The organism is Amycolatopsis sp. NPDC102522 (assembly GCF_055584485.1).
This window is the reverse complement of the sequence record NZ_JBVJLY010000007.1, coordinates 208,217-221,285: the sequence shown is the minus strand read 5'-3', so window position 1 is coordinate 221,285 and position 13,069 is coordinate 208,217. Positions and strand designations below refer to the sequence as shown.

Genomic DNA, 13,069 nt, shown 5'->3' with positions numbered 1-13,069 from the left:
CCGCGGGCCGTCCGGGACGGGGCACGAGCCGCTTCCGGGCACTAGAGTCCGTGCCATGCGAGCACCGGCCGTCGTATGGGACTCCTCGCTGCTGGGTTACGACCTCGGCGGCGAGCATCCGTTCAACCCGGTGCGGCTCGAACTGACCATCCGGCTCGCCACCGAACTCGGCGTGCTCGACGGGGTCGAACTGCTCGTCCCCGGCCCGGCGGGCGAAGACGAGCTGCGCCGGGTGCATCTGGACGAGTACGTCGAGGCCGTCCGGCAGGCGCCGATGACCGGTGCCGATCTCGCGCACGGGCTCGGCACCGAGGACAACCCGGTGTTCACCGGCATGCACGAGGCTTCGGCGCTGGTCGTCGGTTCGACGCTGCTGGCCGCGCGCAAGATCGCCGACGGCGAGGCGACCCGGGCGGTGAACATCGCCGGCGGGCTGCACCACGCGATGCCGGGCAAGGCGTCGGGCTTCTGCGTCTACAACGACTGCTCGGTGGCGATCTCGTGGCTGCTGGACCACGGCTTCGACCGCGTCGCCTACGTCGACACCGACGTCCACCACGGCGACGGCGTGCAGACGGCGTTCTACGACGATCCCCGGGTGCTGACCGTTTCCCTGCACCAGCACCCGTTCACGCTGTGGCCGGGCACGGGGTACTCGGCCGAGATCGGCAAGGGCGGCGCCGAGGGCACCGCGGTCAATTTGCCGCTGCCGCCGGGCACCCGCGACGGCGGCTGGCTGCGGGCGTTCGAGGCGGTGGTGCCGTCGCTGCTGGAGCAGTTCCAGCCGCAGATCCTCGTCACCCAATGCGGCGTCGATTCGCACGAGGAAGACCCGCTGGCGGATCTCTCGCTTTCCGTGGACGGTCATCGCGCCATCTACCGGCGGCTGCGGGAACTGTCCGAAATGCACGCCGGTGGCCGCTGGATCACCGTGGGCGGCGGGGGCTACCAGCTGATCCGGGTGGTGCCGCGGTCCTGGACGCATCTGCTCGCCACCGTGCTCGACCGCGACGTCGACCCGGCGACGGCCCTGCCGCCGAACTGGGTCGCGTCGATTTCCCGGGCGGCACCGAAAGCCGAGATCCCGCCCGGCATGTCCGACGACCGCGACACCGCCTTCGTCCCGTGGGGGGACGGGGCGGACGAGCCGGTCGACATCGCCATCCGCGACACCCGCCGCGCGATCTTCCCGCTGCACGGCCTCGATCCGGACGATCCGAGGGACTGACATGGCCAGTGAGGACACCAAGCGCGACCCGTACGACTTCCCGCGCGAGTGGGAAGCCGACGTCCTGCTCTCCGACGGCGGCACGGTGCACCTGCGCCCGGTGATCCCCAGCGACGCCGACGGGCTCGTCGCCTTCCACGGCCGGTTGTCCGAACGCACCCGGTACTTCCGGTACTTCGGCGCCTATCCGCGGATCCCGCAGCGGGACCTCGAACGGTTCTCCGTCGTCGACCACCACGACAGGGTCGCTTTCGTCGCGCTGCTGGGCGACGACATCGTCGCGGTCGGCCGCTACGAACGGCTCGACCAAGGGCCGTCGGCCGAGGTCGCGTTCGTCGTCGACGACGCCCACCAGGGCCGCGGACTCGGGTCGATCCTGCTGGAGCACCTGGCCGCCGCCGCTTCGGAATCCGGGCTGCGCCGCTTCGTCGCCGAAGTGCTCGCCGAGAACGCGGCGATGGTCCGCGTGTTCCGCGACGCGGGTTACCAGGTCAGCCGCGAGATCGAAGAAGGCGTGCTGCACCTGGAATTCGACATCGACCCGACCGAGGAGTCCCTCGCGGTCGCCCGGTCACGGGAGCAGGCAGCCGAGGCGCGCAGCGTGCACAACCTGCTGCATCCGAAGTCGGTCGCGGTGATCGGCGCGTCCACCGATCCGACGAAGATCGGCTACGTCGCCCTCACGAATCTGCTGAGCGCGGATTTCGCCGGCACCGTCTACCCGGTCAATCCCGAGCACAAGTCCGTCCGCGGTGTCCGCGCCTATCCGTCCGTCGTGGACATTCCCGAGGACGTCGACCTCGCACTGGTCGCCGTGCCCGCCGAGGCCGTCGAGTCCGTTTTGGACGGTGCGCTGGCCAAGGGGGTCAAAACCCTGCTGATCGTCTCGGGCGGGTTCGCCGAGGCCGGGCCGCACGGGCTGCACGCCGAACTGCGACTGGTCGGGGAGGCCAGGGCACACGGCATGCGTGTCGTCGGCCCGAACGCGCTGGGCGTGCTCAACACCGACGCCTCCGTCCGGCTCAACGCCACCCTCGCGCCCCGCCTGCCCGCCCGCGGCCGCACCGGGTTCTTCTGCCAGTCCGGTGCGCTGGGCACGGCGATCCTCGCCGACGCCGAAGCGCGCGGCCTCGGGCTTTCGACGTTCGTCTCGGCGGGCAACCGGGCCGACGTCTCCGGCAACGACCTGCTCCAGTACTGGGAGACCGATCCGGCGACCGACCTCGTCCTGCTGTACCTGGAATCGTTCGGCAATCCGCGCAAGTTCGCGCGGCTCGCCCGGCGGCTGGCGCGGACGAAACCGGTGGTGGCGGTGAAATCCGGCAGGCACGCTGTCCGCCCGCAGCTCGCCGCGACCTCGGCGGAGGTCGACGAGTCCAGCGTCCAGGCCCTGTTCGAGCAGGCGGGCGTCGTCCGCGTCGACACGCTCGCGCAACTCTTCGACACCGCGCTGGTCTTCGCCCATCAGCCGCTGCCCGCCGGGCCGCGGATCGCCATCGTGGGCAACTCCAGCGCCATCGGTTTGCTCGCCGCCGACACCGCGCGGGCGCACGGCCTTCGGCTGACTTCCGACCCGGTCGACGTCGGGCCGCAGGCGGGCCCGGAGGAGTTCGCCGCCGCCGTGCGCGAAGCCCTCAACTCCCCGGAGACCGACGCGCTCGTCGTGGTCTTCGTGCCCCCGCTCGCGATCCCGGGCACCGCCTACGCCCGCGCGTTGCGCGAGGCCGTCGTCGAGATGGACAAGAACAAGCCGATCGTGTCGACCTTCCTCGCCGTCGAGGGCGTGCCGGACGAGCTGGCGGTGCTGTCCGAGGACGGCGTGCCGACGCGGGGTTCGGTCCCGTCGTACCCCAGCCCCGAACGCGCGGTGAACGCGCTCGCGCGGGTCGTGCGCTACGCCGCCTGGCGACAGCGGCCGCAGGGCAATCTGGTTAGGCCTGCAGGACTGCACGCCGAACAGGCGCAGGTCATCGTCAGCGAACTGCTGGCAGCCGAGGACGGCAAGACGACACTGCTCTCCGACGATGACGTGGTCCGGCTCCTGGGCTGCTACGGCATCGACGTCGTCCCGTTCCAGGTCGTGACGTCGGCGGGCGAAGCGGTGAAAGCGGCCGAGGACCTGGGATTCCCGGTCACCCTCAAGGCCGTCGACGAGCGGCTGCGAGGCAGGCCGGACCTCGCCGGGGTGCGGCTCGACCTGTCCTCCGCGGACGGGGTGCGCCGGGCGTACCTCGATCTGCGGGAGATCTCCGGCGACGACGAGGTCTACGTCCAGCGGATGGCGCCCAAGGGCCTGTCGTGCGTGATCGGGCTGCAGGATGACCCGTCGTTCGGCTCGCTCGTGTCGTTCGGACTCTCCGGGCTGGTCAGCACGCTGCTGGGGGACCGGGCCTATCGGGCCGTCCCGCTCACCGACGTCGACGCCGCCACGCTGCTGCGCGAACCTCGGACGTCGCCGCTGCTCACCGGGTACCGCGGCGACGAACCGGCGGATCTGGCCGCGCTCCAAGACATGGTGCTGCGCGTCGCCGCGCTCGCCGAGGACAACCCCGAGGTCCGTTCGATGACGCTCGACCCGATCCTGGCCTCGCCGGACGGTGCTTTCGTCGCCAACGCCCGGATCGTGCTGGGCCCGCCGCCGTCCCGCCCCGACACCGGCCCGCGACGGCTGCGGCCCATCAACGCCCCTACTTGAGACCGGCCTTATTTGAGACCAGGGAGCACCACGGCGAGCACGCTCACGGCCAGCGGCGCGAGAATCCCGAACGCCGCTGTGACGGTCTTGCCCACCGTCGTGTCGGTGCCGAGAAGCTGCGTCAACCGGGCGCGTCCGGCGAGCCAGTCTTCGGTGGGCCGAGCGTCGGGCGGCAGCGGGTAGATCTCGTCGACCAGCCGCAGGCACCGGGTCTTCCACGCGAGGAACACCGGAACGTAGAGCAGTAGCGAGATCCCGGTGAACAGCGCGCCGTAGAGCAGCACGCTCTCCGGCGGGAAGGCCTCCTTCGGGGTGCCTGTCGCGAGGAATGCCCGGCGCTGGGCGCCGGCGTCGATGACCGCCGTGGACACGGTGAGCGCCAGCACCGTGAGGCAGATCCCGTTGGCACGCCTGCATTCGAGGAGTTCGCCGAGGAAGTCGGACGCCTGCTCTCGTTCCTCGCCGTCGAGTACTCGCGAGATGCGGCGCAGGCGGGTGTGGTTGAGCCACAGCCCCAGCACCGCGGGCGCCGCCGCGATCAGGCCGAGGGCGAGCAGGGTCCGCGAGATTCCGATCGCCGTCGCAGGCTTGAGATCCCCGATCGGCGAACCGGTCTTCCACTGGAACGCGAACAAGGTCACCGCGAAGATCCCGTACGCCAGCGCCGGTTTCCACACCGCGACACCGGCGTGACGGCGCCAGGTCGTCAGCTGGACCGAGTGTCCGAACAGGAAGGCGAACAGCACCGCCGACGCCCCGATCAGCACCGACCACACCCCGAACTCGGCGGTGCCCGCCAGCGTCCGGTTGCCTCGCGAGCCGAGCACCGCTCGGGTCACCAGGCCGAGCCCGGCGAAGGCGCCGAGGGCGAGCACGCTGATCACGAGCGGCCAGAGCCAGTGCTTCCTCAGGCGCGTCACGCCGCCAGCCTGCCCGGAACGGCGCCGGTCAGGAATCCCACCCTTGGGGTGCGCGGGCGGCTAGATCCGCGTCGTGGCCGGTGAACGCCGCGATGTCGCCCCGGATGGTGTTGTGGAACGCGACGACCCGCTCGTCTTGGACGAGCATCGTCTGCACCGCGCGTTGCTCCCCGGCGAGGGGACCCGCCGGGATGGACATCACTGTCTCGGTGTGCACGAGGTCGATCCCGCCGCCGAGCGGACGGCTCGACACCTGGCGGATTTCCAGGGTGCTGCCGCGGTAGATGGTGTCGAAGATCTTCTGGCTCTCCCGCGCGATGGTCACCCGGCCGCGCTGGATCCGGCCGACGACGTCGACGAAATCCACGTCCTCGGCGAAGTTCGCGGCCCACGCCTCACCGTCACCGGCGTTCCAGGCGCGTTCCAGCGCGGTGATGATCTCTTCGGTGGTCATCGCCCTCCTGTAACATCGATCCATTACTTAGAACAATGTTCCAACTTTCGAGGAGCATACATGCCCGCGGACCTTCCCGGCATCGTCCGGTTGCGCGACCGCCGCGAGGCGCTGACGCTGCGCACGATCCTGACCGCGGCGCGCGGGCTGTTCGCCGATCGTGGCTACGCGCGGACCCCGATCCGCCTCATCGCCCAGGAGGCGGGGGTGTCCCCGCAGACCATCTACGCCCACTTCGGCTCGAAGGCCGGCGTCCTGGGCGGACTCGTCGACCTCCTCGACGACGAAGCCGGGATTCCCGACCTCGTCGCCGAGGCGTCGCGAACCGAAGACCAGGTCGCGTTGCTCGGACTGCTGGCCACGGTCGCCCGGCAGGTCCGGGAACGCTGCGGCGACATCGTCACGATGCTGAGTTCCGGTGCCGCCGTCGATCCGGACATCGCCGCGACACAGGCGGAAGGCGCGCGCCGCAACCGGCTGGGCGTCGAGATGGTCATCGACCTGGTCCGGGACGGCGGCCGCTCCGTGGTGCCCAAGGCCGCGGACATCGCCATCGCCCTGATGAGCGCCGACGTCCACACCAGCCTCGTCGCCGAGGCCGGGTGGAGTCACGACGACTACGAGGCGTGGCTCAAGGACACACTGGTCGCGTCACTGCTTCGCTGACGCAGGTTCTCGCGGAAGAACGCCGAGAGCCGAGCGCGCTGCGTGGCGACGCTCCGCACCGGATCGATGGTGCCGATGAACGCGGCCGGGGCGTTGCCCAGTTGCGGCAACAAAGTCTGGTAGTCGGTGAAGCTGAAATGCTCGCCGTCCGGCAGCCGTGTTTCACCGGTCCAGCCGCGCTGGTTGCGCTGGAACTCCTGCCAGGACGCGTCCGACGCGGCACTGTGGTCACCCGCGCTCATCAGCAGGAACGGCCGGTCGAGGCCCTCGTCGGCGACGCGGCCGAAGATCCGCTGCGACTGCGAGTGCGCCATGCTGCCGTCGAGATCCGCCCCGGCGACGACGCGCCGGTCGGTCACCATCGTCTCGCCCGCGGTGAACCCGCCGGCGGAGTGACCGAACATGCCGACCTGGGACAGGCCGAGCGTGTCAAGGACGAATCGCGTGTCCTGGACGCGGGTCTCGATCACGCGCTTCGACACCTCGATGCTCGACGGCGGCAGGGCCTTCTTCGCGACACGGCCGCCGGGGAACTCGACGGCCTCCGCCTCGTAGGTGTGGTCGATGGCCACGACGACGTAGCCCTCGCTCGCGAGCTGTTCCTGCAGCGTGGTGCCGTGGGAACGGGACAAGGTGCCGCCGGGCGAATACAGCACGACCGGTCGCTTGCCGCCGAGCGCGGGCGCACCGCTCCGGGAATGGGTGGGGAAGCGGTAGTCGAGCTGATCCGCGGGCATCCCCAGTTTGACGGCGTCGCCCTCGGCCACCGTCTTCGCGACGCCCGGCGCCATGTACGGCGCCTTCGGTTTCCCGCTCGGCGGGGCCGGATACCGCACGGTGACCATGAGTTCCCGGGTGACGTCGGGAACCCACGGGTCCTGGCGGGAGCGGTCGATCAGGTGGAGGTCGGTGGCGCCGACGGCGTAGGGGCCTGTCGGCGCGGGAAGGCTCAAGCGGACGGGTGCCGCCGACGCCGCCGGGGCGATGAGAGCGGCGGGCAAGGCGAGAGCCGTGGCCAGCACGCCGATCCGGTGCGTAGTTCGTTTCATGGCACCGAACGTAGGGAGCGGGCCGGTGCCGGGACATCGGGAAGATCACCGGTCCCGACCCTGGGATCATCTGCGGGTCGTGGCCTCGCCCCCCGCGTTTCGTCCTCTGGATGCGGTAGTCGACAACGCGAACTACCGCATTCAGAGGACTAAACGCGGGGGTAGCGGGGTTCCCAAGCCTCCACGACACCCTCCGCCGCGAGTTCTCGCTTCAGTATCTTGTGGGTCGCCGTCCGCGGCAGTTCCTCGACCACCCGCACGAAGCGGGGCCGCTGTTTCGGCCCGAGATCGCCTTGCGCCAGAACGAAAGCGGTGAATTCGTCCGCGTCGACCGGCGACCGGCAGACCAGCGCGGCCATCACCTGGTCGCCCACGCGCGGATCCGGCACCCCGTACACAGCGGCCTCGCGGACGGCGGGATGCCGCAGGAGCGCGCGTTCGATCGGGGCGGTGCCGAGGTTTTCGCCGTCGACGCGAAGCCAGTCACCGAGCCGGCCCGCGAAGTAGCAGTAGCCGTCCGAGTCGAGGTAGGCCAGGTCGCCGGTGTGGTACATCCCGTCGCGCATCCGCTCGGCCTCGGCGGCCGGATCGCCGTAGTACCCGGCGAAGAAGCCCGCCCCGCCGGTGTTGACCAGTTCACCGACCGCGTCGGCGGCGTTGAGCAGCTTCCCGCCCGCGTCGAATTCCGCCGGGGGACAGGGCTTCCCGGTCTCCGGATCGAGGATGGCGACGTCGTCGAGCAGGCGGCCGAGCGAACCGGCCGGGGTGGTGGCGTCACGGCCGAAGTTCACGCCGCCCTCGGTCGAGCCGAACGCGTCGACCACGTGACAGCCGAATCGCTTGCCGAAGACGGCGAGGTCGGCTTCGGCTCCTTCGTTGCCGTAGACCAGCTTCAGCGGGTTGTCGGCGTCGTCGTCCTGTTCGGGAGTGGTGAGCACATAGGACAGCGGCTTGCCGACGTAGTTGGCGTAAGTCGCCCCGAACTTCCGGATGTCCGGCAGGAAACCCGAGGCGGAGAACCGCCGCCGCAGCGCGATCCCCGCACCCGCCGCGAGCCCGACCGACCAGCCCGCCATGATGGCGTTGGAGTGGAACATCGGCATCGACACGTACACCGTGTCCTGTGTGGACAGACCGAACCGGCCGGTCAGCATCTCGCCGGGGTAGGCGATCTTGCCGTGCGTGCACCGGACGGCCTTCGGGTCGCCGCTGGTGCCGGAGGTGAAGATCAGCATGAGCAGGTCTTCGGGCTTCGCGGCCACGGGGACGACCGTCGCCGGTGAGGGTGCGAGTTCGCTCAGCGGCCGCACCGGGACACCGGCCTCGGACAGCAGCGGGAGATACTTCTCCTCGGCGAACACCAGCTCGCAGTCGGCCAGCGCGACGTCGCGGGCCAGCGCCGCGCCCCGGCGCGTCGGGTTCAGCCCGACCAGGACGTGCCCCGACAGCGCCGCACCGCCGAGCAGGAACGAGAACTCGGGGATGTTGTCGGCCAGCAGCCCGAAATGCCCGCCGGGACGCAGGATCCCGGTGAGCGCGGCCGCGTATCCGGTGCAGGCCTCGACGTGTTCGGCCCACGACCAGTGCCGGTCTTCGAAAAGCAACCCGGTCGAGTGATCCTCCGCCCTGGCGAGCAGGAGTTCCGTGACCGTGGGGGTCATGCCGGGTCCGCGGCCAGGAGGTCACCGAGCCCGCGCAGCTGCGCGGTCGCGCCGCCCAAAGTGAACTCGAGCCGTTTCGCCGCGACGAAGTAGCGGTGCAGCGTGTGGTCGACGTCGATGCCGACCCCGCCGTGGACGTGCACGGCGGTGTGCGCGACGCGGTGCCCCGCCTCGGCCGCCCAGAACTTCGCCGTCGCGACCTCTTCGGCCGCCGGCAGGCCTTCGCTCAGCCGCCAGACGGCCTGCCACAGCGTCAGCCGGACGGCCTCGACGTCGACGTAGGCGTCGGCGAGCCGCTGCCGCACCGCCTGGAAACTCCCGATGAGGTGGCCGAACTGCTTGCGTTCCCGCGCGTACGCCGCGGTGAGTTCCAGCGCCCGTTCGACGACGCCGAGCTGCTGCGCGCAGACACCGACCGTGCCGCGCAGCCGCAGCCATTCGCCGATGTCGCCCAAGGACACTTCGGCCTTCGCGCCAGACAGCTCGACGAGCGCCGCGTCGGCGTGGTCGACGGTCCGCTGCGCCGAGACGCTCACCGCGTCCCGGTCCAGCAGGAACACCTGGCGATCGCCGTCGATGGCCGCTTCGACGAGGAAGCCGTGCGCGAACGCGCCCGACGCCACCGCGGTCTGCGCGCCGGTCAGCCGCCAGCCGTCGCCGTCGGCCTCGGCCGTGAAACCGCACGGCACGCCGTAGTCCGGCAGCGCGACCGCGAGGACGTGGTCGCCGCGCAAGACCGGGACGACCCAGCGTTCGGCCAGCTGTCCGTCGCCGAATTCGGCCACCGCCGCCGCGCCCAGGACGACCGACGTCAGATAGGGGACCGGGGCGACCGCGCGGCCGATCTCGGCCAGGACGGAACACTGCTCCAACAGCCCGAACCCGCCGCCCCCGACCGACTGCGGCAGCGCCGCGTCGATCACCCCCGCCTGGGCGAGCGCCGTCCACAATGGAGCGTCGAACCCGCCGGAACCGTGCGGTCCCAGCACGTCGGGCGTGACCTTGTCCGTCAGGATCCGGCGCGTGAGCGACGCGAGATCCTGCTGCGCTTCGGTGAGCGTGAAGTCCATCGGGTGTCTCCTAGCGCGTGACGGGCAGGCCGAGGGCGGTCGCGGCGATCATGTCCCGCTGGATCTCGTTGGTGCCGCCGCCGAAGGTGAGGATCAGGGACGAGCGGTGCAGCCGTTCGATCCGGCCGCGCAACTGGGCACCGGGGGAGCCCTCGCGGACCACGGCGCCCGCGCCGAGGATCTCCATCATCAGCCGGTACGCCTCGGTCGCGAATTCGGTGCCGAACACCTTGGTCGCCGAAGCCTCCGCCGGGCCGAGGTCGCTGCTCGCGGCCGCCCACGCGATCCGCCAGTTCCGCAGCTTCAGGTACTCGGCGTGCGTGTGGATCCGCGCCAGGTGCAGCCGGACCCACGGCTGATCGATGACGTGGGAGCCGTCGGGCAGCTTCGTGGTCTGCGCCCAGGTCCGCACGTCGCGCAACGACGTCTGGATCGGCGCGGCCGAAGTGAGCGCGACGCGTTCGTGGTTGAGCTGGTTCGTGATGAGCGGCCAACCTTCGTTCTCCCCGGCGACCCGCGACGTCACCGGCACGCGCACGTCGTCGTAATAGGTCGCGCTCGTACCCGGCCCGGCGACCGTGTGCACCTTCGTCCAGGAGAAGCCGTCCGCCGAGGTCGGCACGATCAGCATGCTCAGGCCCTTGTGCTTGCGGGCCTCGGGATCGGTGCGGGCGGCCAGCCAGATGTAGTCGGCGTACTCGATCAGGCTCGTCCACATCTTCTGGCCGTTGATGACGTAGTCGTCGCCGTCGCGGACCGCGCGGGTGCGCAGCGACGCCAGGTCGGTCCCCGCGCCCGGCTCGGAGTAGCCGATCGCGAAGTGCAGCTCCCCGGCGGCGATCTTCGGCAGGTAGAACGCCTTCTGTTCTTCGGTGCCGTAGCGCATGATCGTCGGCCCGACGGTGTTCACCGTGAGGAACGGGACGGGCACCCCGGCCGCGGCCGCCTCGTCGGTGAAGATCAGCTGGTCGAGCATCGGCCGGTCCTGCCCGCCGTACTCGCGGGGCCAGCCGAGCGCGAGCCAGCCCGAACTGCCCAGGTCCCGGACGATCTCCTTGTACACCAGGCCGTCGCCGTACTCGCCGCCGTCACCGGCCAGGGCTTCCCGGCGCTCGGGGGTCATCAGCCCGGCGAAGTACTCCCGGAGTTCCCCGGCCAGGGCCCGCTGCTCCGGCGTGTAGTCGATCCGCATCCGTCACCTCTGCCGTCGGTGCTCGTTACTGGTGCCATGGCCGCCCTCGGCGGTAAGGTAGAACCTGTTCTAGTTGTACCAGGTGTGGCGGCGAGGAGGGAATATGGAGATCGACGTCGATCGCTCGCTCTGCGAGGCGAACGCGATCTGTGTCGGCTTCGCGCCCGAGGTCTTCGATCTCGACGACGACGAGGAGCTGGTCCTCGGGTCGGCGGAAGTTCCACAGAATCAAATAGAACGTGTTACTCAAGCTGTGGCGAGCTGCCCGAAGAACGCGCTGCTCATACGTAGTTAGCACCGTTTATTTAGGCCTTGCATGCAGCGAGAACAGATTCTAGTGTGTGCGGAGACGTAAGGAGGCCCGGAGTGAGTTTGGACGGCAAGACGGCCATCGTGACCGGAGCCGGCGCGGGACTCGGCCGGGCCGAGGCGCTGGCGCTGGCCGCGGCGGGGGCGTCGGTGGTGGTCAACGACGTGTCGACCGCCGCGCAGGTGGTGGCCGACGAGATCGAGGCCGAGGGTGGCAAGGCCGTCGCGGTCACCGGCGACGTGTCCGAGTCCTCCACCGCGGACGCGCTGCTCACCGCCGCCGTCGACCACTTCGGCGGACTCCACCTTCTGGTCAACAACGCGGGCGTCCTGCGGGACAGGATGCTCTTCTCGATGTCCGACGAGGAATGGGACACGGTGCTCCGGGTCCACCTTCGCGGGCACTTCCTGCTTTCCCGCAACGCCGGGGCGTACTGGCGCGACAAGTCCAAAGTGGATGGAGCGCCGGTGTACGGCCGCGTGGTCAACACCGCGTCGGAGTCGTTCCTGCTCGGCGCCCCCGGCCAGCCGAACTACGGCGCGGCCAAGGCGGGCATCGCCGCGCTCACCGTTTCCACCGCGCGTGGCCTTTCCCGCTACGGCGTCCGCGCCAACGCGATCTGCCCGCGCGCCCGCACCGCGATGACCGAAGGCGTCTTCGGTGCCGACGCCCCGGAGGGGATCGACCCGCTTTCGGTCGACCACGTCGCGCCGTTCGTGTCCTTCCTCTGCTCGCCCGAGTCCGACCGCGTCAACGGCCAGGTCTTCCTCGTCTACGGCGGGATGGTCGCGCTCATGCGGCCGCCGTCGGTGGAACAGCGGTTCGACACCGTCAACGGGACCTGGACCGCCGAAGAACTCGTCGCGGACGTGGGCGGCTACTTCGCCGACCGCGACCCGGAACGCATGTTCTCCGCATCCGAAATCATGTCGCTGCCGTGAGGAGATGACGATGGGCAGGCTCGACGGCAAGGTAGCCCTGATCACCGGCGGTGCCCGCGGGCAGGGCGAGGCGGCCGCGCGGCTGTTCGTCGCCGAGGGCGCGCGTGTGATGATCGCCGACATCAACGACCTCGACGGCAAGAAACTCGCCGCCGAACTCGGTGAATCGGCCGTCTACCAGCATCTCGACGTCGGCGACGAGGCCGAGTGGGACACCGCGATCCAGCGGACCCAGGCAGAGTTCGGTCCGCCGACGGTGCTGGTCAACAACGCGGGCATCCTGCACTTCTCGGAGCTCGGGAAGACCACGCTCGCCGACTACGAACGCGTCATGCGGGTCAATCAGATCGGGGCGTTTCTCGGGATGCGTTCGGTCGTTGAACCGATGACCGGGGCCGGAGGCGGCTCCATCGTCAACGTGTCCTCTGTGGAAGGACTCGCCGGGATGCCGTACCTCGTCGCCTACACCGCGAGCAAGTTCGCGATCCGCGGCATGACCAAGGTCGCGGCGCTCGAACTCGGCGCGAAGAACATCCGGGTCAATTCGGTCCATCCCGGCGCGATCGACACGCCGATGGTCGCCGCGGCGGCGGGCGGGCAGAAGATCGACATGTCGTGGGTGGGCAAGAAGGTCGCCCTGGGCCGCGTCGGGCAGCCGGAGGACATCGCGAAACTCGTGCTGTTCCTGGCCAGCGACGAAAGTTCGTACAGCACGGGCTCGGAGTTCGTCGCCGACGGCGGCGCGACGGCGACGCACGCCCTCAAGTTCTGACGCGGAGGTGCCGAGAGCAGAGTGAACACCGCTAACGCAACGGTGCGTCAGCGGGTGGAGTAAGACTCGGGGCAGGCGACTGGGAGGTTCTGTGGGAGCGACGGTGTCCGT

12 protein-coding genes are annotated in these 13,069 nt (G+C 70.1%); 6 read left to right on the top strand and 6 right to left on the bottom strand.

The window, feature by feature from the left end; genetic code table 11:
- The first annotated feature begins 55 nt into the window (after positions 1-55).
- Together ACZ6YV_RS19410 and ACZ6YV_RS19405 are read left to right on the top strand one after the other, a co-directional pair.
- Positions 56-1,228, top strand: coding sequence for an acetoin utilization protein AcuC (locus tag ACZ6YV_RS19410; protein WP_465510907.1), 1,173 nt, complete (start codon positions 56-58; stop codon positions 1,226-1,228).
- A 1-nt stretch (position 1,229) separates the two neighbouring features.
- A complete protein-coding gene (locus ACZ6YV_RS19405; RefSeq protein WP_465510906.1) occupies positions 1,230-3,923 on the top strand; it encodes a bifunctional acetate--CoA ligase family protein/GNAT family N-acetyltransferase in 2,694 nt (897 codons plus the stop codon).
- Between the two features lie 8 nt (positions 3,924-3,931).
- Here the strand turns inward: ACZ6YV_RS19405 and ACZ6YV_RS19400 are convergent, their stop codons facing one another.
- Positions 3,932-4,843 (bottom strand): hypothetical protein, encoded by a 912-nt coding sequence (locus tag ACZ6YV_RS19400; RefSeq protein WP_465510905.1) that lies wholly within the window; start codon positions 4,841-4,843, stop codon positions 3,932-3,934.
- Positions 4,844-4,871: 28 nt separating this feature from the next.
- Positions 4,872-5,297 (bottom strand): SgcJ/EcaC family oxidoreductase, encoded by a 426-nt coding sequence (locus ACZ6YV_RS19395; protein ID WP_465510904.1) that lies wholly within the window; start codon positions 5,295-5,297, stop codon positions 4,872-4,874.
- Between the two features lie 60 nt (positions 5,298-5,357).
- Here ACZ6YV_RS19395 and ACZ6YV_RS19390 point away from each other — a divergent pair, with 60 nt between their 5' ends.
- Positions 5,358-5,963, top strand: a complete 606-nt coding sequence (locus ACZ6YV_RS19390; RefSeq protein ID WP_465510903.1) for a TetR/AcrR family transcriptional regulator — start codon at positions 5,358-5,360, stop codon at positions 5,961-5,963.
- Here the strand turns inward: ACZ6YV_RS19390 and ACZ6YV_RS19385 are convergent.
- From ACZ6YV_RS19385 to ACZ6YV_RS19370, 4 genes are all read right to left on the bottom strand, one after another.
- Positions 5,915-7,012 carry an alpha/beta hydrolase family protein gene (locus tag ACZ6YV_RS19385; RefSeq protein ID WP_465510902.1) on the bottom strand — a complete coding sequence of 366 codons (1,098 nt, stop codon included), beginning with the start codon at positions 7,010-7,012 and terminating at the stop codon, positions 5,915-5,917. The genes ACZ6YV_RS19390 and ACZ6YV_RS19385 overlap by 49 nt on opposite strands.
- Before the next feature lie 149 nt (positions 7,013-7,161).
- On the bottom strand, positions 7,162-8,673 hold the full coding sequence (locus tag ACZ6YV_RS19380) for a long-chain-fatty-acid--CoA ligase (protein WP_465510901.1): 1,512 nt from the start codon (positions 8,671-8,673) through the stop codon (positions 7,162-7,164).
- Positions 8,670-9,743 (bottom strand): acyl-CoA dehydrogenase family protein, encoded by a 1,074-nt coding sequence (locus ACZ6YV_RS19375; RefSeq protein WP_465510900.1) that lies wholly within the window; start codon positions 9,741-9,743, stop codon positions 8,670-8,672. Before ACZ6YV_RS19375 ends, ACZ6YV_RS19380 begins: the two co-directional genes overlap by 4 nt.
- A gap of 10 nt (positions 9,744-9,753) precedes the next feature.
- Positions 9,754-10,935 (bottom strand): acyl-CoA dehydrogenase family protein, encoded by a 1,182-nt coding sequence (locus ACZ6YV_RS19370; RefSeq protein WP_465510899.1) that lies wholly within the window; start codon positions 10,933-10,935, stop codon positions 9,754-9,756.
- A 103-nt stretch (positions 10,936-11,038) separates the two neighbouring features.
- Between ACZ6YV_RS19370 and ACZ6YV_RS19365 the strand changes: the two genes are divergently transcribed.
- The 3 genes from ACZ6YV_RS19365 to ACZ6YV_RS19355 all read left to right on the top strand — a co-directional run bounded on the left by ACZ6YV_RS19365 (position 11,039) and on the right by ACZ6YV_RS19355 (position 12,958).
- Positions 11,039-11,230: a ferredoxin gene (locus ACZ6YV_RS19365; RefSeq protein WP_465510898.1), complete on the top strand. Its 192-nt coding sequence runs from the start codon at positions 11,039-11,041 to the stop codon at positions 11,228-11,230.
- Positions 11,231-11,301: 71 nt separating this feature from the next.
- Positions 11,302-12,186: a 3-oxoacyl-ACP reductase gene (locus tag ACZ6YV_RS19360; protein ID WP_465510897.1), complete on the top strand. Its 885-nt coding sequence runs from the start codon at positions 11,302-11,304 to the stop codon at positions 12,184-12,186.
- 10 nt (positions 12,187-12,196) lie between these two features.
- Positions 12,197-12,958, top strand: coding sequence for a glucose 1-dehydrogenase (locus ACZ6YV_RS19355; protein ID WP_465510896.1), 762 nt, complete (start codon positions 12,197-12,199; stop codon positions 12,956-12,958).
- Positions 12,959-13,069: the final 111 nt, after the last annotated feature.

Coding starts and splice junctions, on each gene's coding strand:
- ACZ6YV_RS19375 (WP_465510900.1), bottom strand. CDS start 9,743: ATGGACTTCACGCTCACCGAAGCGCAGCAGGATCTCGCGTCGCTCACG.
- ACZ6YV_RS19390 (WP_465510903.1), top strand. CDS start 5,358: ATGCCCGCGGACCTTCCCGGCATCGTCCGGTTGCGCGACCGCCGCGAG.
- ACZ6YV_RS19410 (WP_465510907.1), top strand. CDS start 56: ATGCGAGCACCGGCCGTCGTATGGGACTCCTCGCTGCTGGGTTACGAC.
- ACZ6YV_RS19385 (WP_465510902.1), bottom strand. CDS start 7,012: ATGAAACGAACTACGCACCGGATCGGCGTGCTGGCCACGGCTCTCGCC.
- ACZ6YV_RS19395 (WP_465510904.1), bottom strand. CDS start 5,297: ATGACCACCGAAGAGATCATCACCGCGCTGGAACGCGCCTGGAACGCC.
- ACZ6YV_RS19365 (WP_465510898.1), top strand. CDS start 11,039: ATGGAGATCGACGTCGATCGCTCGCTCTGCGAGGCGAACGCGATCTGT.
- ACZ6YV_RS19405 (WP_465510906.1), top strand. CDS start 1,230: ATGGCCAGTGAGGACACCAAGCGCGACCCGTACGACTTCCCGCGCGAG.
- ACZ6YV_RS19370 (WP_465510899.1), bottom strand. CDS start 10,935: ATGCGGATCGACTACACGCCGGAGCAGCGGGCCCTGGCCGGGGAACTC.
- ACZ6YV_RS19380 (WP_465510901.1), bottom strand. CDS start 8,673: ATGACCCCCACGGTCACGGAACTCCTGCTCGCCAGGGCGGAGGATCAC.
- ACZ6YV_RS19355 (WP_465510896.1), top strand. CDS start 12,197: ATGGGCAGGCTCGACGGCAAGGTAGCCCTGATCACCGGCGGTGCCCGC.